General features: G+C 71.0%; 23 protein-coding genes. 12 read left to right on the forward strand and 11 right to left on the reverse strand.

The window, feature by feature from the left end; all coding sequences use genetic code 11:
* Positions 1-379: 379 nt before the first annotated feature.
* The 4 genes from OHB21_RS26905 to OHB21_RS26920 all read right to left on the reverse strand — a co-directional run bounded on the left by OHB21_RS26905 (position 380) and on the right by OHB21_RS26920 (position 4,474).
* Entirely contained in the window at positions 380-637 is a 258-nt protein-coding gene (locus OHB21_RS26905; RefSeq protein ID WP_067514588.1) for an HPr family phosphocarrier protein, read from the reverse strand.
* Positions 638-670: 33 nt separating this feature from the next.
* A complete protein-coding gene (locus OHB21_RS26910) occupies positions 671-2,671 on the reverse strand; it encodes a PTS fructose transporter subunit IIABC (RefSeq protein WP_195124090.1) in 2,001 nt (666 codons plus the stop codon).
* 88 nt (positions 2,672-2,759) lie between these two features.
* A complete protein-coding gene (locus tag OHB21_RS26915) occupies positions 2,760-3,710 on the reverse strand; it encodes a 1-phosphofructokinase family hexose kinase (RefSeq protein ID WP_195124091.1) in 951 nt (316 codons plus the stop codon).
* Entirely contained in the window at positions 3,707-4,474 is a 768-nt protein-coding gene (locus OHB21_RS26920) for a DeoR/GlpR family DNA-binding transcription regulator (protein WP_067514879.1), read from the reverse strand. The genes OHB21_RS26915 and OHB21_RS26920 overlap by 4 nt, the downstream gene beginning before the upstream one ends.
* A gap of 143 nt (positions 4,475-4,617) precedes the next feature.
* On the opposite strand from OHB21_RS26920, the gene ptsP reads away from it, so the two are divergent.
* On the forward strand, positions 4,618-6,303 hold the full coding sequence (ptsP, locus tag OHB21_RS26925; RefSeq protein WP_113974981.1) for a phosphoenolpyruvate--protein phosphotransferase: 1,686 nt from the start codon (positions 4,618-4,620) through the stop codon (positions 6,301-6,303).
* Positions 6,304-6,322: 19 nt separating this feature from the next.
* On the opposite strand, the gene OHB21_RS26930 is transcribed toward ptsP, so the two are convergent.
* A complete protein-coding gene (locus tag OHB21_RS26930; RefSeq protein WP_067514421.1) occupies positions 6,323-6,961 on the reverse strand; it encodes a TetR/AcrR family transcriptional regulator in 639 nt (212 codons plus the stop codon).
* Positions 6,962-7,038: 77 nt separating this feature from the next.
* On the opposite strand from OHB21_RS26930, the gene OHB21_RS26935 reads away from it, so the two are divergent.
* Together OHB21_RS26935 and OHB21_RS26940 are read left to right on the forward strand one after the other, a co-directional pair.
* Positions 7,039-7,446 (forward strand): RidA family protein, encoded by a 408-nt coding sequence (locus tag OHB21_RS26935; RefSeq protein ID WP_067514423.1) that lies wholly within the window; start codon positions 7,039-7,041, stop codon positions 7,444-7,446.
* 103 nt (positions 7,447-7,549) lie between these two features.
* The gene (locus OHB21_RS26940) at positions 7,550-7,804 is read left to right on the forward strand and encodes a cold shock domain-containing protein (RefSeq protein WP_067514425.1); all 255 of its coding nucleotides are present in this window, start codon (positions 7,550-7,552) and stop codon (positions 7,802-7,804) included.
* A gap of 10 nt (positions 7,805-7,814) precedes the next feature.
* On the opposite strand, the gene OHB21_RS26945 is transcribed toward OHB21_RS26940, so the two are convergent.
* Positions 7,815-8,663, reverse strand: a complete 849-nt coding sequence (locus OHB21_RS26945) for a universal stress protein (protein ID WP_195124092.1) — start codon at positions 8,661-8,663, stop codon at positions 7,815-7,817.
* Positions 8,664-8,979: 316 nt separating this feature from the next.
* Between OHB21_RS26945 and OHB21_RS26950 the strand changes: the two genes are divergently transcribed.
* Positions 8,980-9,462 carry a DUF4254 domain-containing protein gene (locus OHB21_RS26950; RefSeq protein WP_084538227.1) on the forward strand — a complete coding sequence of 161 codons (483 nt, stop codon included), beginning with the start codon at positions 8,980-8,982 and terminating at the stop codon, positions 9,460-9,462.
* A 37-nt stretch (positions 9,463-9,499) separates the two neighbouring features.
* Here OHB21_RS26950 and OHB21_RS26955 read toward each other — a convergent pair whose 3' ends face one another.
* Complete coding sequence (locus tag OHB21_RS26955; RefSeq protein ID WP_067514430.1) at positions 9,500-9,898, reverse strand: hypothetical protein; 399 nt, start codon at positions 9,896-9,898, stop codon at positions 9,500-9,502.
* 226 nt (positions 9,899-10,124) lie between these two features.
* Between OHB21_RS26955 and OHB21_RS26960 the strand changes: the two genes are divergently transcribed.
* From OHB21_RS26960 to OHB21_RS26970, 3 genes are all read left to right on the forward strand, one after another.
* Positions 10,125-11,858, forward strand: a complete 1,734-nt coding sequence (locus OHB21_RS26960) for a hypothetical protein (RefSeq protein WP_195124093.1) — start codon at positions 10,125-10,127, stop codon at positions 11,856-11,858.
* A 221-nt stretch (positions 11,859-12,079) separates the two neighbouring features.
* Positions 12,080-12,892 (forward strand): RNA polymerase sigma factor SigF, encoded by an 813-nt coding sequence (locus OHB21_RS26965; protein WP_067514434.1) that lies wholly within the window; start codon positions 12,080-12,082, stop codon positions 12,890-12,892.
* Positions 12,893-13,104: 212 nt separating this feature from the next.
* The gene (locus OHB21_RS26970; protein ID WP_067514436.1) at positions 13,105-13,548 is read left to right on the forward strand and encodes a hypothetical protein; all 444 of its coding nucleotides are present in this window, start codon (positions 13,105-13,107) and stop codon (positions 13,546-13,548) included.
* A 4-nt stretch (positions 13,549-13,552) separates the two neighbouring features.
* Here the strand turns inward: OHB21_RS26970 and OHB21_RS26975 are convergent, their stop codons facing one another.
* Positions 13,553-13,726: a hypothetical protein gene (locus OHB21_RS26975; protein ID WP_157115911.1), complete on the reverse strand. Its 174-nt coding sequence runs from the start codon at positions 13,724-13,726 to the stop codon at positions 13,553-13,555.
* A 146-nt stretch (positions 13,727-13,872) separates the two neighbouring features.
* Between OHB21_RS26975 and OHB21_RS26980 the strand changes: the two genes are divergently transcribed.
* Positions 13,873-14,415, forward strand: a complete 543-nt coding sequence (locus tag OHB21_RS26980) for a helix-hairpin-helix domain-containing protein (protein WP_067514438.1) — start codon at positions 13,873-13,875, stop codon at positions 14,413-14,415.
* 371 nt (positions 14,416-14,786) lie between these two features.
* Here the strand turns inward: OHB21_RS26980 and OHB21_RS26985 are convergent, their stop codons facing one another.
* Positions 14,787-15,707, reverse strand: coding sequence for a helix-turn-helix transcriptional regulator (locus OHB21_RS26985; protein ID WP_195124094.1), 921 nt, complete (start codon positions 15,705-15,707; stop codon positions 14,787-14,789).
* 74 nt (positions 15,708-15,781) lie between these two features.
* On the opposite strand from OHB21_RS26985, the gene OHB21_RS26990 reads away from it, so the two are divergent.
* The 3 genes from OHB21_RS26990 to OHB21_RS27000 all read left to right on the forward strand — a co-directional run bounded on the left by OHB21_RS26990 (position 15,782) and on the right by OHB21_RS27000 (position 17,664).
* Complete coding sequence (locus OHB21_RS26990) at positions 15,782-16,450, forward strand: class I SAM-dependent methyltransferase (protein WP_195124095.1); 669 nt, start codon at positions 15,782-15,784, stop codon at positions 16,448-16,450.
* A 171-nt stretch (positions 16,451-16,621) separates the two neighbouring features.
* Complete coding sequence (locus OHB21_RS26995; RefSeq protein WP_147265744.1) at positions 16,622-16,894, forward strand: hypothetical protein; 273 nt, start codon at positions 16,622-16,624, stop codon at positions 16,892-16,894.
* On the forward strand, positions 16,891-17,664 hold the full coding sequence (locus OHB21_RS27000) for a DUF262 domain-containing protein (RefSeq protein ID WP_228788427.1): 774 nt from the start codon (positions 16,891-16,893) through the stop codon (positions 17,662-17,664). The genes OHB21_RS26995 and OHB21_RS27000 overlap by 4 nt, the downstream gene beginning before the upstream one ends.
* Before the next feature lie 469 nt (positions 17,665-18,133).
* Here the strand turns inward: OHB21_RS27000 and OHB21_RS27005 are convergent, their stop codons facing one another.
* Together OHB21_RS27005 and pip are read right to left on the reverse strand one after the other, a co-directional pair.
* Positions 18,134-19,321 carry a lipase family protein gene (locus OHB21_RS27005; RefSeq protein WP_407675261.1) on the reverse strand — a complete coding sequence of 396 codons (1,188 nt, stop codon included), beginning with the start codon at positions 19,319-19,321 and terminating at the stop codon, positions 18,134-18,136.
* A gap of 609 nt (positions 19,322-19,930) precedes the next feature.
* A complete protein-coding gene (gene pip / locus OHB21_RS27010) occupies positions 19,931-20,908 on the reverse strand; it encodes a prolyl aminopeptidase (protein ID WP_324191938.1) in 978 nt (325 codons plus the stop codon).
* A 196-nt stretch (positions 20,909-21,104) separates the two neighbouring features.
* Here pip and OHB21_RS27015 point away from each other — a divergent pair, with 196 nt between their 5' ends.
* A complete protein-coding gene (locus OHB21_RS27015; RefSeq protein ID WP_195124098.1) occupies positions 21,105-22,478 on the forward strand; it encodes a WS/DGAT/MGAT family O-acyltransferase in 1,374 nt (457 codons plus the stop codon).
* Positions 22,479-22,736 lie beyond the last annotated feature (258 nt).

Consider the following 22,736-nt stretch of genomic DNA (forward strand, 5'->3'; position numbering starts at 1 on the left):
CCCGGCGCGACGGCGGTGGCCGTGGGGTCGGCCCTGGTCAACGGCAACACCATGGTGCTCGCCGCCAAGGCGGTCGGCTGGAGCACCGAGCACTTGGTGATCGCGAGCTTCCGCGAGGACCGGTTCCTGGTCGGCGCGGCCGTGTTCGGCGCCGGATCGTCCAAGAAGTCCTTACGATCACCGCGATTGCAGGCGGATTCGCTGGGTGGCCCTGCCCGGCCTGCAGATCGCCGCGCGAAGGTCACCTTGACGCCGGTCGGGCTCAGGACCTCGGGTGCCGAGGAAACCGATCCAGTGCGGCCCGAGGAGAGGCGGGAGAGGGCGAAACGAGAAGGCCCCGCCGCCCCAGGGCGGAGGCGGCGGGGCTCGCGGGGGTGGGTCAGGCGTCGAGGTCGGCGGCGACCAGCTCGGCGATCTTGTCCAGGGCGGCCTGATCATCGCTGGCGACGACGACCTCGGTGCCCTGGGTGGCGCCCAGCGTCATGATCATCAGCGCCGAGTTGGCGTCGACGGGTTCGCCGCCGACGAGCGACAGGGTCACGGGGACCCCCGCGGCGGTGGCGGCCTCGGCGATGAGCGCGGCCGGACGGGCGTGCAGTCCGATGGACGAGCCGACGGTGACGGTGGTGCTCGGCATGGTGTTCTCCTGTGGGTTGCGGGGTGGGCGGGGTCAGACGGTGGTGAGCGCGGGCTGCGCGACCGGGCGGGGCTTGGCGAACTCCTTGGCGGCGGTGACGCACAGCGCGCCGACCAGTGTGCCCGCCGCCAGGGCCAGCACGAACCAGGCGATGCCGCCGACCGCGAAGAAGACGAAGATGCCGCCGTGCGGCGCGCTGAGGGTGGTGCCGGTGGCCATGATCAGCGCCCCGGTCACCGCGCCGCCCGCCATCATCGACGGGATCACCCGCAGCGGGTCGGCGGCGGCGAAGGGGATGGCGCCCTCGGAGATGAACGATGCGCCCAGCAGCCAGGCGGCCTTGCCGTTCTCCCGCTCGGCCGGCGTGTACAGCTTGGGGCGCAGCAGGGTGGACAGCGCCATGGCCAGCGGCGGCACCATGCCCGCGGCCATCACGGCCGCCATGATCCTCAGGGTGGCCGGATCGGTGACCGACAGGCCTGCGACGGCGAAGGCGTAGGCCGCCTTGTTGACCGGGCCGCCCAGGTCGAAGCACATCATCAGGCCGAGGATGACGCCGAGCGCGACCGCCGAGGTGCCCGACAGCCCGTTCAGCCAGTCGGTGAGCCCGCTGGTGACGGCCGCCAGCGGCTTGCCGAGCAGCGCGAACATGATCACGCCGACGATCAGCGAAGCGAACAGCGGCACCACGACCACCGGCATCAGCCCGCGCGCCCACTGCGGCACCGGCCGTCGCGCGATCCACAGCGCCGTGAATCCGGCGATGAGACCGCCCACCAGGCCGCCGAGGAAGCCCGCGCCGACGAACACCGCGACCGCGCCCGCCGTGAATCCCGGTGCGAGACCGGGCCGGTCGGCGATCGCGAAGGCGATGTAGCCGGCCAGCGCGGGCACCAGGAAGCCGAAGGCCAGGGATCCGAGCTGGAACAGCACCGCGCCGAAGTAGGTGGCCAGCCCGCCCGCGGGCAGCTCGGTGAGCGAATTGTCCAGCACGATGGTGCCCGCGGATTCGGAGATCTCGTAACCGCCGAGCAGGAAGCCGAGCGCGATGAGCAGGCCGCCCGCCGCGACGAACGGGATCATGTAGCTCACGCCCGTGAGCAGGACCTGCCGCAGGCGCGTGCCCCAGCCGAGGGTCTCGGCGCCCTCCTCGCCCTCGGCCGGCGCGTCGCCGGAAACCTTGGCCGCCGAAGGGTTCTCGCTCGCCCGCACGGCCTCGGCGATCATGGCGTCGGGTTCGTTGATGGCGCGTTTGACGCCGGACTCGATCACGGGTTTGCCCGCGAACCGTTCGCGGCCCCGCACGCCCACGTCGGTGGCGAACACGACCGCGTCGGCGGAGGCGATGGCGTCGGCGGGCAGGGGCGTGCTCCCGCTCGAACCCTGGGTCTCCACCAGGACTTTCACGCCCGCGCGCGAGCCGGCGGCGACGAGGGAGTCGGCGGCCATGTAGGTGTGGGCGATGCCGGTCGGGCAGGCGGTGACCGCGACGACCGTGCGTTCCGTGGCCGGAGTCGTTGTGGTGGCGGCCTTTTCGGCGGGCTCGGCAACGGGCGCCGCGGCCTGCGCGGGCGCCGGAGCGGGCGCGATCACGCCCTCCACCAGCGCGACAATCTCGGAAGGTACTGCCGCCGCACGCAACTGGCTCACGAATTCGGGACGGACCAGCGCCCGCGCCAGGCTCGACAGCAGCTTCATGTGCTCGGCCCCCGCCCCTTCCGGCGCGGCGATCAGGAAGACCAGATCGGCCGGGCCGTCGGGCGCCCCGAAATCGACCTTCGGCGCCAGCCGGGCGAAGCCCAGCGAGGCGGCGGTGACGGTCTCGGCGCGGCAGTGCGGGATGGCGATCCCGCCGGGTAGCCCGGTCGCCGATTGCGCCTCGCGCGCCAGGGCGGCGGCGGTGAGCGCGGACGCGTCCCCGGCGCGTCCGGCCTCGGTCAGCCGCGCGGCGAGCGCGGTGATGACCGAGTCTTTCGTGGCGCCGAGATCGGCGTCGAGCGTCACGAGATCGGCGGTGATGATCGGATCGCTCATGTCTGCGCCTCGCTAGCGCTCGGCTTCGGCATGCGTGACGCACGCTGGCACATGATTCGCTCTCTGCGTTCGCTCATGGCAGTGTCCTTCAGAGGTGGGGCAGGGGATGAAGCGCCGTCACGGAAACGGCGCCGGGGTCGGTGTGGCGCGGTGCGGGCAGTTCCGTGCCCGGCAGCGCGGCGGCGGCGCTGCCGTAGGCGACGGCGTGGCGGAGCCGGTCGGCGGGACCCGCGCCCGCCAGATCGGCGAGCAGGTACCCGGCCAGCGCCGAATCGCCCGCGCCCACGGTGCTGCGCGGGGTGATGGCGGGCGCGGTGGCGTACCAGGCGCCGTGCGCGTCGGCGAGCACCGCGCCCGCGCCGCCCAGCGTCGCCAGCACGGCGCCGACCCCGCGTGCCACGAGGGCGAGCGCGGCGCGGGCGGCGGCGGCCGGGTCCTCCAGCGCGTGCGGGTCGCCGCCGGTGAGCTGCGCGAGCTCCTCGGCGTTGGGCTTGAGGAGATCCGGTGCGGCACGGTCGAACTCGCCGGCCATCGCGCGCAGCGGGGCGTCGGAGGTGTCTACGGCCACGCGCGTGCCGCGCAGGCGGCGCACCAGCGAGACGTACCAGGCCGGATCGACGCCGGGCGGCAGGGAGCCGGAGAGCACCACCCACTCGGCCGTGCCGGCCAGCGTCTCGAGTGTTGCGGCGAGTTCGTCCAGGCGCTCGGCGTCCAGGGTCGCGCCAGGTTCGTTGATCTTCGTCGTGGTGCCGTCGAGTTCGGCGAGGGTGAGGTTCACCCGGACCGGCCCGTCGGACGGGACCAGACGGTGGTCGATGCCCGCGTCGGTCAGCGCGCGGGGCAGCGGGTCGCCCGCGTTGCCCGGCAGCACCGCCACCGTTGCGGCGCCCGCGGCCGCGACCACGCGCGACACGTTCACACCCTTGCCGCCCGGGTGGGTGCTGACCGTGGTCGCGCGGTGCACGGCCCCGCGCCGCAGCGGTTCGGACAGCGTGACCGTGCGGTCGATGCTGGGATTGGCGGTGAGGGTGACGATCATGCCGCCACCACCTCGATGCCGCACTGTTCCAGTTCGCTGTGCACCGAGGACGGCAGCCCCGAATCGGTGACCAGCACGTCGACCTCGTCGATCGAAGCGAAGCGCACGAAATCCTCGCGCCCGATCTTTGTGGAGTCGGCGACCACCACCACGCGGTGCGCCCCCGCGACCATCGCGCGCTTGACGGCGGCCTCGTCGAAATCGGGGGTGGACAGGCCGTGCGCGGTGGTGAGCGCGTTGGTGCCCAGGAACAGGGTGTCCACCCGCAGGTCGGCGATCATGCGCAGCGTCTCCGGGCCGACCGCGGCCTGCGTGACGCCGCGGACCCGGCCGCCGAGCAGGTGCAACTGCATGCCGGTGTGCGCGCCGAGCCGAGCGGCGATCGGGATCGAGTTCGTGACGGCGACCAGGTCACGATCGGCGGGCAGCAGCGCCGCGATGCGCGCGGTGGTGGTGCCCGCGTCGAACAGGACGCTGCCGCCGGTGGGTGGCAGGTAGTCCAGCGCCGCTTTGGCGATGCGCTCCTTCTCCGCGGTCTGCGAGTGCTCGCGCTCGGTGGTGCCGAGTTCGATCGCGGTGAGCGCGGCGGCGGGCACCGCGCCCCCGTGCACGCGGCGCACCAGGCCCATGCGGTCGAGGACGGCGAGGTCGCGGCGCACGGTCTCGGTGGTGACGCCGTAGAGCTCGGCGAGTTCGGCGACCGCAATGCGGCCACGGTGGCCCACCAGGGTGGCGATGGCCTGTTGCCGTTCCTCCGCGTACATCCGAGCCTCCGAGGTAGATGTTGTTTCATGTTGTTTTATGCCCGTGTGTGTTGCTTTGTCAAGGGTTTGGCGTAGTCTGGATCACAACGGTGATGTGGTCGCATGACCGCCCGGCTCGCTCGACAGCGGTGTGGAGGAGAACGATGACGATGGAATCTCAGCAGGTGGAGATGGTGCTGACCGGTATTCCGGCGGTCGCGGGCATCGCCGTGGGCCCGGTCGTGCGGCCCGCGCCCCGCGTGTCCGCGGATGTCCGAACGGGCCCGATTCCGGAATCCGATCGCGACGCCGAGGCGGAGGCCCTGCGCGCCGCGGCCGCCACCGTCGCCGCCCGCCTGCGGGAACGGGCCGCCGCCGCGAGCGGAGCCGCCGCCGAGGTGCTCGCCGCGAACGCCGCGATGGCCGCCGATCCGGGCTGGCTCGCGGCCGCGCGCAAACGCATCGACGCGGGCGACCCGGCCCCGGCCGCCGCGTCGGCCGCCACCGAGGAGTTCGCCACGCTGTTCACCCGCCTCGGCGGCCTGATGGCCGAACGCGTCACCGACCTGCGCGACGTGTGCGACCGCGTGGTGGCGGAGCTGGCGGGCGCGCCCGAGCCCGGCGTGCCCACGCCCGAGCGGCCGTCCGTGCTGCTGGCCGAGGATCTGGCCCCCGCCGACACCGCCGGGCTCGATCCCGCGCTGGTCGTCGGCATCGCCACCTCGCTCGGCGGCGCGACCAGCCACACCGCCATCATCGCCCGCCAGCTCGGCATCCCCTGCGTGGTCGGCGTCGCCGGGCTCGACGACGTGCCCGTGGGGGCCGAGGTCCTGGTGGACGGCGGCGCGGGCTCGGTGACCGTCGGGCCCGACCCGCGCGAGGCCGCGCGCCTCGTCGCGGAGTATCGCGCGATCGTCGTGCGCAACGCCGCGTGGACCGGGCCCGGGGCCACCTCCGACGGCCACCGGGTGGAGGTGCTGGCGAACGTGCAGGACGGGGCGGGCGCCCGCGCGGCGGGGGAGACCGCCGCCGAGGGCATCGGCCTGTTTCGCACCGAATTGTGTTTCCTGGACCGGGATTCCGAACCCACCGTGGCCGAACAGGAGGCGATCTACCGCGAGGTCCTCGACGCCTACCCCGACGGGAAGGTGGTGGTGCGCACGCTCGACGCCGGGTCGGACAAGCCGCTGCGCTTCGCCACCCACCCCGACGAGGCCAACCCGGCCCTGGGCGTGCGCGGCATCCGTATCGCCGCCCGCGACGCCGGGATATTGGACCGCCAGCTCGACGCCGTCGCGGCCGCCGGCGCCGGCCGGACCGCCCGGCCGTGGGTGATGGCCCCGATGATCGCGACCCCGGCCGAGGCCGAGGATTTCGCCGCGCGGGCGCGGGCGCGGAATCTGGTGGCGGGCGTGATGATCGAGGTGCCCGCCGCCGCCCTGCTGGCCGAGGCAATCCTGGCCCGCGTCGATTTCGTCTCGATCGGCACCAACGACCTGGCCCAGTACACGATGGCGGCCGACCGCATGTCGCCCGAGCTGGCGGCGCTCACCGATCCGTGGCAGCCCGCCGTGCTCGCACTCGTCGCCCGCACGGCGGCGGCCGGACGCGCCGAGGGCAAGCCGGTCGGCGTCTGCGGCGAGGCCGCCGCCGATCCCGTATTGGCTTGCGTCCTCACCGGTTTGGGCGTCACGTCGCTGTCGGCCGCGGCGCCGGCCGTCGCCGCCGTCGGGGCGACGCTGGCCACGGTGACGCAGGACGCCTGCCGCCGCGCGGGGGAAGCGGTGCTGTCGACCACCACGCCGGAAGAGGCGCGGGCGGTGGCGCGCCGAATCCTGTTCGGGGACTGACGGTTCGACGCCCGGTCGCTCACCCTCCAGGCGGGTGAGCGTCGGCCGTCGCGCCGAGCACCCACCCCGACTCCACCGATGCCCGGCTGCACTCCGGATCGTCGCCCGCCGCGACGAACAGGGCTGTGAGCATCGGCACCGCGAGTCCGAGCGCCTCGTGGGGGAGCGGGCCGGTGGCGGTGAGCGAGGCCAGGCCGTGGCCGACCACCCAGGTCTGCGTGGCGAGTTCGAGCGCGTCCACGTCCTCGCGGAATCGTCCGGCCGCCGTCGCCCGGCCGACCGCGACCACGAGCTTGTGCAAGCTCGCGTCGGCGGCCGCCGTGTCCTCCAATTCGAAACCCGCGTCGAACATCACGCGGTACAGGTCCGGATTCTCCAGTGCGTTGTCCAGATACGCGGCCCCCAGCGCGGCCAGATCGCGCACCGGATCGGCGGTCTCGGGCACCTCGCTCAGTTTCGCCGAGAGGCGCACGAAACCCTCCTGCCGCAACGCTTTCCACAGCCCGTCCATGCCGTCGAAGTAGGTGTAGACGGCCATGGTCGACACCGTCGTGCCCGCGACCAGCCCGCGCAGGGTGACCGCCTCGCGACGCCGCAACATCGCCGCGGCCCGCTCCAGCAGCAGCGCGCGGATCTCCGGATTTCTCGCCCGAGGCATGGACCGATGATACATAACATAGCTATGCTATAGAACGAGCCGCGTGAAGCGGATCGATCCGACATGAAGGAGCGGTCATGGCCGTCACCCTGGTCAATCCCGAGGGATTGCCGAAACCCGATGTGTACCGCCAGCTTTCGATCGCTCAGGGGTCGCGGCTGGTGTTCCTGGCCGGGCAGGTCGCCCGCGACGCCGAGGGCAACAAGGTCGGCGAGGGCGATTTCGCCGCCCAGGTGGAGCAGGCGTACCTGAACGTGGCGACCGCGCTGGCCGAGGTCGGCGGCTCGTTCGACGACGTCGCCAAACTCACCATCTACGTGGTCGACTGGAACGCCGAGAAGTACCCGCTGCTCGGCGAGGGCGTCGCGCGCGCCGCCGCGAAACTGGGCGTGGACCCGGTCAAACCGATCACCCTGCTCGGCGTCGCCGCGCTCGGCGAGCCCGATCTGCTGGTCGAGGTGGAGGCCACCGCGGTGCTGGACTGATCACCCCAGGTCAGAGGCTATTTTTGTTTCAATCTCCGGTGAGTGGGAAACCCGCTGGCACCGGCTGCTCGAACCGGGGCGGCCCGCAACCGGAGGTGAGCCCATGACGCCGGCACGGTCGGGAACGGTGAGCTGGTCACGCGGCACGGTCGCGTGGTTCGACGCACCGAAGGGTTTCGGATTCATCACCGCCGACGGGGACCCGCGCGCCCTCGTCTACGTCGACTTCTCGTGCATCGAGATGGCCGGCTACCGCACCCTCGTCGAGGGTCAGCGGGTGGAGTTCCTCCGGTCCCGGCACCGATCGGAGGCGGCCGCGGTGCGCGTGTCCGCCGCGTCCGGGCGGATCGCCGCCTGAGCCTTCGGTCTCAGTGCTCCGGGCGGGCGATGATGAGCGGGCAGTCGATGCTGTGCAACAGGGCTTGCGACGTCGAGCCGAGCGTCATCCCCGCGAACCCGCCCTTGCCGTGACTGCCCACCACCACGAGCTGCGCGTGCGCCGATTCGGTGAGCAGCCGCCGCGCCGGGCGGTCCTCGGCCACCACCCGCCGCACCCGCACCTCGGGGTTCTCGGCGAGCGCGGGCGCGATGCTCTCCTCGAGGAGTCGCGCGCCCTCGCGCTGGGAGTCGGCGACCTCGGCGTGGCGCAGGTAGCGGGTCCACGCGTGCACGGCGACCAGTTCGACGCCGCGGCGCGCGGCCTCGTCGAAGGCGAGCGCGACCGCCCGCGCGCTCTGGGGTGACGCGTCCACGCCCACCACCACGGGAGCCGTCCGGTCCGGCGGCGGACCGGTGACGATCGCGACCGGACCGGGTGCGTGCCTGGCCAGCGCGGTGCTCACCGAACCGAGCAGGCTGCGGTGGTAGGCGCCCAGTCCGCGGGAACCGACCACTACGAGCCGGGCCGTGGTCGCCGCGGCGCACAGTGTGGGAATGGGGGCGTCGTCCACGAGGTCGGCGGTCACCTCGATCTCGGTGATCGGTTCGGCGGCGGCCGTCGCCACCTCCGCGGCGATCGCCAGCGCGTCGCGCGCGTTCTCCAGGTAGCGCTCGCGGTGGGCGCGCAACTCCTCGGCGTCGGCCTCGTCGGGCTCGCCGACCGCGCGCACGATGCGCAGCGGGACGTCGTGCAGCGCCGCGTCGATCGCCGCCCACCGGGTGGCGTGCAGGGCATCCTCCGAGGCGTCGATGCCGACGACGACCGGCGCCCTCAGCACGGGCGCACCGGAGTGGAACGGTCGAGTGGGCGGACGCGGATCCGGTCGGCCACTGGCGATCACCTCCGCTTCTGGCGAACCACGGGCCCGCCGGGGGACGGGCCGTCGGACGTGACCTCACATCGTACGCCCCGGCCGGAGGTCGCTTCCGGCCGACACGCCGCAGGTGGCCGCGCGGCCGGAAGTGACTGGGCGGCAATGGGGATGCGCGCGGCGGGGACCTATCCAGCGCGACTCCTGGGACGAATGTCAGGGGGAGTCGACGCGAGGTTCGCCGCCGGACGCAGGCGGCGCGTATACGTGGAGTGCAGGTGCGATGTCGGGGTCGTCGGTCGGCAGAACGGTGGTGCGGGTGGTGACGAGCGAGGGCGGCGGAACAGCGCTGCCGTCACGAGAACTGGTGTTGCGGGCCGTGTGTGGCGTTCTCGACGAGGACGATCCGCTGCTGGCGGCCGCCCACCAGTTGTCCCGGCTGCACGAGCAGCGCGAGGCCGGCACCGCCGAGACGTCCGATATCGATTGGCAGCGCGCCCGGCTCGTCTGCGAGATCGACCGCTGGGTCGGCCTGCTCACCCCACCCCCGAGCCCGGAAGCGCCCCTGCACACCGAAAGCGTCGGCACCGTCGTCGACCGCCTCGCCCAACTCGCCGTCCTCACCTACCTGGCCCTGGCCCGCGGCTGCGACGATCGCCTCGCCGACTCCCAGCAGCGCCTCCACGAATTGAGCTGGGCCTACGACGATCTCATCGCCGAAATCCGCACCGGCACCCGCCGCCTCCCCGGCGTGGACCTCGACTGACGCGGAAGTCGTTGCGCGGCAGGATCATCTGCGACCTTCAGCAGGGGAGCCAGTGGACGTAGTGTTCGGGCCAGCTGGGGTCGCGGGATTCGCAGAGGCCGCGGACGTCGGTGGAGACGCCGAGTTCCCAGGGGATGCCGCCGCCCGCGCAGGGTTGGTGGGAGGGGGTGCCGACCGGGGAGACGGGGCCGAGCTGGCTCCAGCCGCCGATCCAGGGCAACGTGATGCCCTGGGCGATGGCCAGACCGGTGAGGCCGAAGCAGTCGACCTGGACGCGGTGCCTGCCGTCGCCGCCGAAACATTCGGAAGTGCCGCCGGTGCCGGTGTTGGTGGTGCGGCAGTCGGCGGGACGGGCCTCGGCCGTACCCGCCGCCAGGGTGAGGGCGGTGGCGGCGAGCGCCGTGGCGAAAGCACCGCCGAGAACACGTCGGACCATGGTGGAGCCCCTTTCCGTCTGTCAACCCCTCTGTCGGTCTCGCGGGACGCATCGTTTCACCCTCGCGTGCCGTTCGCGGGGTCCGGCGGGGCCGACGCGCCGGGGCGATTCGAAATTCGGCAAACCTACAGTTTTGCCGACACGCCCCCATGGACTATGAATGTGGGGTGCTGCTCACACTCGTGATCACTTGCCTGCCATCGGATCTCCCGGGGCGGAGGTCGTTGTGACCATCGAGCACCCCATCGAGGACGAGGTCACGCAGCTGGCGCGCCGGGTCGAGAAGGCGCGCGGCCGGCTCGCCTACCAATTCGACCCGGCCCTGACCGAGGCGCTGTCGGAGGACGAACTCCACGCCGAGCGCGAACTCGCCGAACGGATCAGGGAGCAGGAACGCGCGCAGCGCTGGAAAGAGGTGCAGGCCGCCGCGTCCGCCTCGGACCGGTCCAGGCTCACCGCGGAGGAGATCGCGAAGGCCGATATGCGAGATTTGCTGGTCGCCCGCAAGGCGATCGCCGCTCAGCGGCGCGAATCCAGCCCCCACGCCAAACTGGCCTCCCTCTACCGGCATCGCGCGTGGTCGCTGCGGGCACTGGCCGGCGTGGTCGGCGCGGGCATGCTGTGGTCGGCGGTCAACGTGCAGCAGAACATCGCGCCGGGCGGGCCCAGCGATCCGCTGTTCTGGTTCAGCTACCTGCTCGAGGGCATGATCAGCGTCTGCCTGATCATCATCATGATCGGCACCAACAAGGTGGCCGAGTGGGGCGTCATGGACAACCGCGGCCAGGTCGCCGCGGCCGAGATCGCGCTGCTGGGCCTGACGGTCGGTCTGAACACCTACCCGTATGTGCGCGCGGGGGAGTGGTACGAGGTCGGCACGCATGCCATCGCGCCGGTGATGATCGGCGTGGCGCTGCTCATCCACGACGCGGCAAGCGCCCGTTACGGTTTGGCCATCGCCCGCGCCACCGAGCAGATTCGCGATCTGCCCGACCCGGCCGAGGAGATCCGGCGCAGGCTGATCTCGTTACGGCCGACCCCGCCGCCGGAACTCGTCGCGCCACCCGAACCGCGCCAGGCGCTCGCCGCGGCCGAGGATCACGTCGAGGTGCTCGACGAGGAGGTGCCGGACGAGGTCGACGACGCCGTCGAGGACTTCGCCGAAGAGATGCCCGACCCGGCGCCGGTCGCCGAGAAGCGCGTCGTGGCAGCCGAATCCGGGCGGCGCGAGGTGGAAGCCGAAGAGCCGCGCCGGGTTTCGGCCGCCACCCGGCCGACCGTCGCCGAGAGTGAGCCGGTGGAGCCCGAATTCGTGGACCCCGAGCCGGTGCGGACGGTGGCGGCGAAGAGCGTGAAGACGGTGGCCGCGAAATCGGCCACGCCGAAGCCCGTCGCCGCCTCGAAGACCGCGAAGTCCGTCGCGCCGGCCGCGAAGCGTGTTGCGGCGGCCGCCGAGCCCGTCGCGGCCACCCCGAAGCCCGCCGCGCCGAAACCGGTAGCGCCCGAACCGATCGCGCCCGAACCGATCACTGCGAAGCCGGTGCCAGAGAAGGTGTTCGAACCCACCCCGGTGAAGTCCGCGGCGTCCGAGCCTGTTTCGGCGGCGGTGACCGAACCCGTGCGCTCCGCGCCGAAGCCCGCCGCGAAGGTCGCGACCCGCACCGCGGTGACGCCCGAACCCGCTCCTCGCGCGGAGGATACCGTCGCGAAGGTGTCCGCTCGCACGTCCGCGGCGAAGACCGCGCGGACGGAGGCGCCCGGCCGCGAGGCCCCGGCCGAACCGGCGCGCGCGGGCAAGGAGCGCACGGTGCCGCCGCCGGATCCGGGTGGCGCCTACCACGAGGTGGTGCGCTCCACCGGCATCTACGACACCGGACAGTTCCGCATCGCCGACGCGCTCGAGCGCGAACTCCAGGAAATGCAGGAGGCGCGCAGGCGGGCCCGCAGCGGCAAACGGTGACCGGTGCGATGCCCCGTGGTTCGGTACCCCGAATCGCGGGGCATCGCCCGTTTCGGCGGTATGAAACCGTGGGGTCGCAAAAATTTTGAGCCGGTGTTCGCGCAGGTAGTGGGCGCTCCGGTGTCCGTTTCGCCCGATAACGAACCTCTGATCACGTTTCGGTAACGGCCCGGCCGGGTATCCCGGGGGAAGTCGAATTCAGTGGAAACGAGGTCCTTCGGATGAATCGCGAATCGACGGAAACCACCGTGAGCGATGACACCTACGAGTCGGTCGAACCGTGGTTCGAGAAGCTCGCCGCGCTCGACGAGCGCGACCCGCACCGCGCCGGACTGCGCGAGGAGATCGTGCGGATCTGCCTGCCGCTGGCCGAACACGTCGCGCGGCGCTTCGCCGGGCGCGGCGAGGCGTTCGACGACCTGCACCAAATCGCCAGGCTCGGCTTGGTGCAGGCCGTGGATCGCTTCGACGTCGCGCGCGGCAACTCCTTCCTGGCCTTCGCCGTGCCCACGATCATGGGCGAGGTGCGCCGCCACTTCCGCGACCGCACCTGGTCGGTGCGGGTGCCGCGCCGCCTCAAAGAGGTGCGCCAGCAGATCGGCCCCGCCACGGAGACCCTCTCGCAGCGCCTGGGTCGCATGCCCACCGCGCGCGAACTGGCCGAGGAGCTGAAGGTGGACCTCGAGGAGATCACCCAGGCGCTCATCGCCGGCAACGCCTACCAGAGCACCTCGCTCGACGTGGGCACCCGCGAATCCGACGAGGGCACCGCGCCCGCCGCGGTCGCCACCCTGGGCGCCGAAGAGCCCTGCTACCGGCTGCTGGAGGACGCGATGGCGGTGCGCCCGCTGATCGCGCGGCTGCCCGAACGCGAACGCCGCGTGCTCGTCATGCGCTTCTTCGAGACGAAGACGCAGAGCCAGATCGCCGACCGGCTCGGCGTGTCCCAGATGCAGGTGTCGCGCATCCTGTCCAAGACGCTGGCGACCCTGCGGGAGCAGGCCCTCGGCCGGGAGATGCGCGCGGCGGCCTGAGCGATGCCCGCCCGCAGGGGACCCCGCCGTGTTCCGCCGGGTGCTGATCGGGTTGATTCCCGAGACGCGGGGCCGAAGTTTGTATAGTTTGGCCTCGTTCAGTGAAGTCCTGGCAAACACTATTCGCGCTCGGTACGCACGCGCACGTGTCCGGTCGCGAGGAGGGGGTGGACGGTGACGAGCACGTTCACTGGTGAGGGGACGAGACCGTGGTGACCATCGCGCAATTGCGGGCCGTCCTCGCCATCCTGCACATCCAGCCCGAGCCGTGGCCCGATCCGGCAAGGCCCCTGGACCCGGCGGCCGAACACGCCCGGCTGCTGGACATGGTGCACCGCGTGGTGACCGGCGAGCTACAGCGCGCCGCCGTACCGGGCCGGTCGACCGATCAGGCGCGCACCGACGCGCGCTGGTTGCACGACCGCATCGACGCGCTGGCCGAGGATGCCACGGTGGATCCCGCGCCGGTGCTGCTCGACGCCGCCGCCCGGTCCGCCGGCGCCACCGAGGTGCTGCTCACCCTCACCGGCAATCCCGCGGGCGGCGAAGCGGATTCGTACTGGCGGCGGGCGCTCACCGATCTGGGGCACGCGTATCACCTGATCAACGACGAATACGTCGGGCGCTCGAACACCACCACCGCACCGCTGCGCTGAACGGTCAGCGTTGCGGTCCGGTGCGGTGCGGTGCGCGGGCGTCCGCGCGTCGGAGTGGTGGCGCGGGCTGCGGTGCGGGAGCCGGACGCGGGTGCCCGGTGCCGAGTGCCGCGGCGGTGGTGATCGCGGCGCCGAGCGGCAGTCCGCGGCGGGTGAGGCGGTGGAAGAGCATGGTCAAGCATGGTCCGCGAGCGGGCGCCCGCGCGTCGCCCGCGCGGGGGAAATCCGTCCACCGGGTGTCATCCCTGGGGAGGACACGGTCTCAGGGTGGTTCCGCTCGCCTCAGGGGGTGGCGATGTCGGTAGCGGGTCCTAGCATCGGGGTATGACGACGCGAGCGGTCCTGCGCAAGGCGGCCTCCACCTTTCCGGAGGTCGAGGAGAGCAGCCGTGCCGGTGCGGTGGTGTTCTCGGTGCGGAACAAGGAGTTCGTATCGCTCACCGCCGACGGCACCGTCCGGCTGCGGCTGCCCGCGGGCGACGTGGGCCCGGCGGTGGAGCGATACGCCGATGCCCGCCCCCTGACTCACGCGGGCCGCACGATCGGCGCGGAGATTCCGCTGCGCGACGCCGATGGCCAGCACCTGTGGGCGCTGGTGATGGCCGCATGGAAGTATCGCGCGCCGAAAAGCCTGGCTGCCGAACTGGATTCGATCACCTCGGGTGCCGCGACTTCCGGCGACCTCCCGCCATCCATCGGCAAGGCCGCCACCCGCGCGCTCCGCACCGCCGAACTCTCCACCCTCGCGGCGGTGTCCGCGCGCTCGGAAGCCGATCTGCTCGCTCTGCACGGCGTCGGGCCGAAAGCCGTGCGGATTCTGGGTGAAGCGCTCGCTGAACGCGGTCTGGCGTTCGCCGCCGAGTCCTGAGGGGGAGTGCATGGAGTATGAGATGTGGTTCTTCGGGAACGTCCGGGTCGAACACGACCCGGATATCCCTCCGGACGCGGACCGTCCGTATTCGCAATACCGGTTCACCATCGACGGTCCGCCCATCGCGCATGCCGTCGCCGCGGGTACCGGAAAGGCGGTGTGCGGCAACGCGGATCGCATCCTTCCACACGGGCGCTCCTGGGCCGATGCGATTCCGGACGGGAATGTACGGTGCCCGGACTGTCTGCGGGCGCACCCGGTGTAGCGACGCCGGAACTCACGCGAAGTCGGCTCGGTGTCGAACCGGTGGTTCGCGCACAGTTGCGGCCGTGCGGGGGAGCTCGCTCGGAATACGTGACGCGATGCGGCTATTCGTCGCCGAGGTCGAGTGCCGAGCGTTCCCGCCAGGCTCGCGGTGTGCGACCGTGTTCGCGGCGGAAGACGCGGGTGAAGTATGCCGGGTCGGGGAGGCCGACGCGGCGGGCGATGTCGTTGACGGGTAGGTCGGTGTCGGTGAGCAGGTGTCGCGCTTCGGTCATGCGGCGTTCGACGATCCAGGACTGAACGGTGCGGCCGGTGCGTTTGCGGACGACGGTGGTGAGGTAGGCGGGGGTGAGGCCGACCGCGTCGGCCACGTCGCGCAGCGAGAGCTGCTGGGGGAAGCGGGTTTCGATCACGTCGAAGACCGCCGCCAGCAGCGGTTCGTTGTGGCGGCGCAGCTCCTCGACCACATCGGCGGTGAGGCGGCCCACGTCGACGAGGAGCAGCGTGAGCAGGGCGACGGCCGCCTCCCGGTACCCCGTCCGGCGCGCGGACAACTCGTCCTCGATGGACTCGAAGGTGTTGCGCCACATCGGTTGCCGACTCTCCGGCACGCGGAGGGAGAGGATGCCGCCCGGCGTGCCGTGGATGAACGGGAACAGCAGGGGATGGGTTCGCCACGCCGGCCACAGCGCCTGCGCCGGTCCGCCGAACACGCCTGGATCGAAGAACAGTCCGTACACGCCCTCGTAGGTGGCGACGCCGGTGCCGTCCACCACCGCGCCGGGCGCGATGACGTGCACGTCGCCGGCGCGCATCGGTCGCTCGCCCGCGCGATGCCGCAGCTCCCCGCCGTCGCGCCACACGTACAGCAACAGCGGGAAGTCGTGGATATGCGGGCGCCCGTCCGCCGGCCGGGTGTGCGGCGTGAAGCGCACCAGCCGCAACGGCGGCGCGTCCGGCTCGACCGGGTACTTGTACACCGGTACGCCCGCCTCGAACCGGACCGGCTGCGCGAAGCTGGACATGGAACCAAAGATAGTCCTACTACTGTCGAGAATCGACCAACTATGGCTCTGATCTGGCTATCACCATGGTTTCCATGACGAAGAATTCTCCGCACTCGCGCACCATGGGCAACAAGCACGACTATCTGCCCGCTGCGGGGCACGACGCCTTCCTGCCGGTCTACGACCTCTTCACCCGGCTGCTCGGTGTGCGCGGCATCCACCGCACGCTGGTCGACCAGGCCGAACTCGCGCCCGGCGCCGAGGTACTCGAAATCGGCTGCGGCACTGGAAATCTCACCCTCCTGGCGGCCGACGCCGCACCCGGCGCGAGCCTCGTCGGCACCGACCCCGACCCACGCGCCCTCGCCCGCGCCGAACGCAAGCGCAAGCACCGCGAGAACGTGCGCTTCGACCGCGCCTACTCCCAGGAACTCCCGTTCCCGGACGCCTCGTTCGACCGCGTTCTCTCGGCCTTCATGTGGCACCACCTGGACTCCGACGTCAAACGCGCCACCGCCGCCGAACTCCACCGCGTGCTGCGCCCCGGCGCCCGCCTGCACCTCGTGGACGTGGCCGGCCACCCCACCCCCACCGACGGCCGCGTCGCCCGGCGCATGCACCGCAACCCCCACCTCGCCGAGAACCTCGGCGACGCTATCCCGAACCTCCTGAGCGACAACGGCTTCGCCTGCGCCGAAACCTCTTCCCGCGCCTTCCGCCGCTTCGGTCGCGTCACCTGGTACCGCGCCACGCGGCGGTGAGCGGGCGCCGGTCGGTGCGACCGTGATGGCACGCTCGGACCCGTTGCCGTCGCAGGTCCGTCGCTACCTTGCCGTTCCGCGGCGGCCACTGGGTGCAGGAGAGTGCGCGTGATGGTGGCGGCGCACCTCGGAAATGCCGATCCGGGTGGCCGCTCGGCTGGGCTCCGCCCCATGTCGGCAACTGGAGCATTCGGCGCTTCGTTCGAACCGGGGCGGGCGGTGGAAGAGGTTTTCGAGGGTGCTGCCACCGGCGTGGAGGTGGAGCCGGATCTCGGCGCTCGGCCCGAGGTGGAGCTCGAGCCGTGGGATCCGGAGAAGATCCGGGTGACCACCAGGCAGTTCGCGTTGCGCGACGTGCTCGACATGATCGATGACGACGATCTGGAGCTGGCACCGGATTTCAGCGGAACCGTGTGTGGCGGTCATGGCAGAAGTCCCGGTTGATCGAGAGCCTGCTGCTTCAGATTCCTCTTCCCGCTGTCTATTTCGCCGAAGATGGTGAAGGGATATTGAGAGTGGTCGACGGGCTCCAGCGGCTGTCGACGATCCACAACTTCGCTCGGAGAAGCGATTTCGCGTTGAGCGACCTGGAGTACCTGGACGGCGTGGACGGCTTGTGGTTCGAGGACCTGACTCCACCGTTGCGTCGCCGGCTCCTCAACGTTCAGATCGTTGTCCACGTGATCGACCCGTCGATTCCGAGCGATGTCGAGTACAACATCTTCAAACGAATCAACACCGGTGGTGAGCCACTCAATTCGATGGAGATCCGGCATTGCATGAGCCGGAACCGCAGCTGTGATCTGCTGAAATTGTGTGCCTCGCAGGACGAGTTCACCGAGGCGACGGGCGGTGTGCTTCGCAACCACGTGCGCATGCATGACCGCGAGGCGGTGCTGCGCTTCCTCGCGTTCCGCCGGTTGAACGACATCAAAGCCTATGACGAGTACGGCACGCTGGAGAGTCTGCTCGACAAGACCGCGGAGTTGATCGATTCCGAAGGCCAGGTACCGTCCGCGCAGATCGACAGATGGTTCGAAGAGTTCGTCCGGGCGATGCGCAACGCCACGGATGTGTTCGGTGCCCACGCATTCCGGAAATGGCCGCACGGCTCCGAACGCCTGTCGCCGATCAATCGGGCGCTGTTCGAGAGCTGGTCGGTGGTGCTGGCCGACTACACCCTCGATCAACTGGAACCGGCCAAGGAAGGCTGAGCACCAACACCTTCCCTTTCCGAATACGACTTTCGCCGAGAACATCTGGCGACAGATCGCGCGGTTCAATGGTGCCGCACTCGAAGTGCGACGTCAGGCGATCGCGGACCTGGCCGGTCTCGACGACCACGCGGTACGGGTCTGGGCCGAGGAATCACGTCCGGATCAGCGTCAGAGACGCATGCAGATCGAAGCAGGCGTGGTCTGCTCGCCCGAGAGCCCGAATACGCACAAAAACGCGAAGGCCACGCGTCAGCGTACTGTCGATTTCGCCGGGTCCGCCATCAGCTGTGAGTGGCACGCGAAGTTGTCACCGGTCCGCAACCGCATCCACTTCGCGGCGCGCGGCGGCCGACTTTACGACCGGCATATCGCAGCGCCGAGCTGGGGGTTGATCCGCACGACGGGGGCGTGTCGAACGACAATGCCCCGTAAGGTCGGTGGACCTACGGGGCACTGCGGCGTCGGCTCAGCAGCTGGTCGGGACGGGCTCACCCTTGAATCGCGACTCGACGTAGTTCCAGGCGTCGGCGAAACCGGCGACGGCGGCGGTCATGTGCTCGGCGATGTCGTAGGTGGCCAGTTTCACGGGAGCGCCTGCCGCGCAGTACTTCTGGACCACTTCCTCCACGGAGTCGAACGGGGTCAGGGTGTCGTAGCGGCCCTGCCAGAGGTAGGTGGGGGCGGTGGGCGTGCCGGAGTAGCGGCGCAAGCTGTTCTCGCGCAGGACTTCTCGCGCGGCCGGGCTGTCCATCAGGCTCTTGGAAGCGGCCATCTGCTCGGCGCTGCGGAACGCGCCGTGGAAGAGCAGGAAGCGACGGCAGGCGTCGTGGGTGAATTCGCGGAACCACAGGCCGTTCTCGTTGAGCTGATCCGAGATCGGCAGGCGCTCCGGGTATTCGCGCTCCAGTCCCATGGCGGCGGCGAAGGCCAGGCCGAAACCGGGATGCGGGTCGAAGCCGAGACCCAGTGCCATCTGCTCGAGATCGGCCGGGATGCCGCCCGCGACGGCGGCGGTGATCTTCAGTTCGGGAGCGTAGGTGGGTTGCAGCGCCGCCGCCCACGCCGTCGCCATACCACCGCCGGAGTAGCCCGCGAGGGCGACGGGCGAGTCGGCCAGGCCGAGCTCGGCGACCTTCCGCACCGCGCGCACGCTGTCGAGGGTCACCATGCCGCTCAGCTTCGCCGCGCCGTAGGCGACGTTGGGGCCCAGGTAGTCCGGGAGCGACACGGCCCAGCCGCGACCGATCGGCAGCATCGCGCCGGGCGCGTCCTGCAACTCGCCGTTGAACAGTGACCGCGACGGATTGCAGCTGGTGCCCAGCGAATTGATCAGCGCCTGGTACGACACCAGCGGCGGCTTGTCGACGCCGATCGGCATCAGCACGGTCGTCATCGCCATGATCGGCTTGCCGCCGGAGTTGGTGGAGCGGAACGCCACCTGCCAGCCCGTCGTGCCCACGTACGGGCCGGTGTCGATCTGGCGGGCGCGCACCACGTCACCGGCGGCGTAGGAGCCGAGGTCGGCGGGCGGGGCGAAGAACGGGTCGGGATCTTGGTGCGGGTACAGGGGTTCGGCGCTCGCGGGCGCGCCGATCAACCCGAGACACAGGATTGTGACGAGAAGGAGGAAGCGCGGAGGGACTCTGGACACGATCTTCTTTCGGGCAGGGGGTAGCGCCGACGGTCACCCGCGGGATGAGGGACCGCGACGGCGTCGGCGCACCGACTGATGGAGCGGGGACGGGGAGCGCAGCGAGACGGCGGCAGGCCGGAATCCTTTCGTCCGTCTCGTTGGGCTGCCCGGTGGCCGTGGTCGACGGCACCATCCGCGCGAAACATATCGCGGGCCGGATCAAGATCAGCACAGCGCGAAACCAACATTGGTCGCATTCACAATCCCACTCCCGAAGAACCTGTCACCTCACTATTGATTCCCAGGTCGCCGCCGCACCGTTTCGGGAGATCGCACAAAACACCGCCCCGTCCGGTGTGGCTGCGCACGACCCGAATCGGAGCCCGCACGCCGGGATTCGCGGGGGTTTGCCGACGGCGGAAAGTGAAAGCGAACCCTACGGTATGCGAGATCGCTCACGATGCCGAACGCCGTCGCGAGCCAGTACGCGAGGAAACCGAGATCTGTCCACAACATGACCCGCTTGGTGCGGGCGAACTGCGATCCGTCCATGACGGCCCTCGGGTGCTACGTCAGCGACCTTCGCGAGGGTAGCGGCAAAAGTAGGTCGGTCGACCTAATTGTGAGCAGTCACTCGGTGCTGTGCGCTTGGAGGGCGGTGAGGACGGTGTCGCGGAGGGTGGGGCTGCCGGTGTGGCCGGAGTCCTCGATGATGTTCAGGTCGGCGGTGGGCCAGGCGCGGGCGAGGTCCCAGGCGGTGCGCAGCGGGGCGGAGAGGTCGAGGCGGCCGTGGATGAGGGTGGCGGGGATGCCGGCGAGACGGTGCGCGTCGCGCAGGAGCCGGCCGTCCTCGAGCCAGGCGTGGTGGGCGAAGTAGTGCGTGCAGATGCGGACCATCGCGAGCCGCGCGGCCTCGGGCTTGGCGCTGTATTGCCCTGGCGTGCCCTGTGATTCGTGCGCGATCACCGCGTCCTCCCACGCGCACCAGGCGCGGGCGGCGGCCTCGTGCACGGCCGGGTCCGGGTGGTTGACCAGGCGCGCGTAGGCGGCGACCAGGTTGCCGTCGCGCTCGCCGGGCGGCAGGTGATCGCGGAAGCGCTCCCACGCGTCGGGCAGCAGCAGGCCCGCCCCGCGATAGAGCCACTCGATCTCGGCGGGCGTCGTGGTGGTAACCCCCACGAGCACGATCCGGCTCACCCGCTCCGGGAATCGCTCGGCGTAGGCGAGGATCAAGGTCGAACCCCACGATCCGCCGTACAGCAACCAGCGCTCGATCCCGAGATGCGTACGCAGCGCCTCCATGTCGGCGATCAGGTGCTCGGTCGTGTTGTGCGCCAAGCTCACTCGCACATCGGACGCGTGCGGCTCGCTCCGTCCGCACCCCCGCTGATCGAACTGCACGATCCGGTACACCCGCGGATCGAACCCCCGCCGGCTGCCCGGGCTCGACCCGCTCCCGGGCCCGCCGTGCACGAGGAGTGCGGGCACACCTTCCGGATTCCCGCTCACCGACCAATACACCCGTTGACCGTCGCCGACGTCCAACAGGCCCTCCTCGTACGGGTCGACGGGCGGAAACGGTTGCGGGGGAGCGGCATCGGACGACACGGCACCGATCATGCCGGGCCCGCGCACCGGACACTGGCACGCCGGTGACACCGCCGGACCACCCACCTCAGCTGATATTCGGCAACCGCCCACCCGCCCGCGCATTTCTGAAATACTCCCGGTAGGAATCGCGCCGTGGCGGTGCCAGGACCTGGTCCGGGCAGGGCGGTGCGCGCTCGGCGAGGAGGCCCTGGGTATGGAGTTGATCGCACCGGCCGACGCCGTGTTCCTGCTGGGGGAGTCGCGGGAGCATCCGATGCATGTCGGCGCGCTCCAGCTGTTCGACCCGCCCGCGGGCGCCGGCCCGGATTTCGTGCACACCCTGTACGAGACGCTGGCGGCGGCAGACGATCCGCAACCCACGTTCCGGAAACGGCCGGGCCGGCTGTTCGGCGGCATCTCGAGCCTCTCGTGGAGCTACGACCGCGACATCGATATGGACTACCACGTGCGCAGGTCCGCGCTACCGCAGCCGTGCCGTATCCGGGAACTGCTGGAACTCACCTCGCTGCTGCACAGCGGCCTGCTGGACCGGCACCGCCCGCTCTGGGAACAGCACATCGTCGAGGGGCTGGCCGACGGCCGGTTCGCGATCTACACCAAACTGCACCACGCGCTGATCGACGGCATCTCCGCGCAGCGCCTGCTGATCCGATCGCTGTCCACGGAACCGGGCGGCGAGATCAAGGTGCCGTGGACGCTGCGCCGCCCGCCGCGCGACGCGGTCGAATCCAACGGCGGCGCTTGGCCTTTCGGCGCGATCGGGCGCGCCGTGCGCGGTGTCGCCGGGATGGCGCCCGGCACACTGGCCCTGGCGCGCGCCGCACTGGACGAGAGCCAGGGCGTGCTGCGCTCGGCGGCGCCGCGCAGCATGTTCAACGTGCCGATCGGCGGCGCACGGCGGTGCGCCGCGCAATCCTGGCCCCGCGAACGGATCCGGGCGGTCAAACAGGCGACCGGCGTGACGATCAACGACGTGGTGCTCGCCATGTGCTCGGCCGCCCTGCGCGCCTACCTGCTCGAGCGCGACGCCCTGCCCGACGATCCGTTGATCGCGATGGTGCCGGTCTCGCTGCGTTCCGAGCACGAGGCCGACGCGGGCGGCAACATGGTCGGCGCGATCCTGTGCAACCTGGCCACCGACGTCGCCGACCCCATCCACCGGCTCGCCCTGATCAACTCGTCCATGCGCTCGGGCAAGGAGATCTTCGCCCAGCTGCCGCGCGCCCAGGCGCTCGCCCTGTCGGCGGTGACGATGTCCCCGCTGGCGCTGGCCGCCGTGCCCGGCTTCGTGAACGCGACCAAACCGCCGTTCAACCTGGTGATCTCCAACGTCCCCGGCCCACGCGAACCCATGTACTGGCAGGGCGCCCGCCTCGACGGCAACTACCCGCTGTCCATCGCCCTGGACGGCCAAGCCCTCAACATCACCCTCGCCGACAACGCGGGCAACCTCGACTTCGGCATCGTCGGCTGCCGCCGCTCCGTCCCCCACCTCCAGCGCCTCCTGCTCCACCTGGAGGAGGGACTGAGCGAACTCGAGGACGCGGTCGGCGTCGCGACCGGGTAGCGCGGTTTCTCGGCCCCGCGCGGAGTACCGCGAGTGAGTCTGGCGAAACCCGGGGACCCTGGGCCTCCGGCTGCGCCTGCCGTAGGAGAGCACGCTCGCGCTCACCGTCCCCACGAGCGGGCCGGTGCGGACCCGTCCATCGGCTTGCCCTTCGACAGGTCGGCGCGTGATAGACGATCGAACTGCTCGGCATCGCCGTGTGGATCGGTCACGACGCCCCTGCGTTCCGATGGCGCCGAGCTCACCAGCGCCGCCTGA

Origin of the sequence: Nocardia puris (assembly GCF_036051655.1) — a bacterium.
In the GTDB taxonomy this organism is placed as follows: domain Bacteria; phylum Actinomycetota; class Actinomycetes; order Mycobacteriales; family Mycobacteriaceae; genus Nocardia; species Nocardia puris.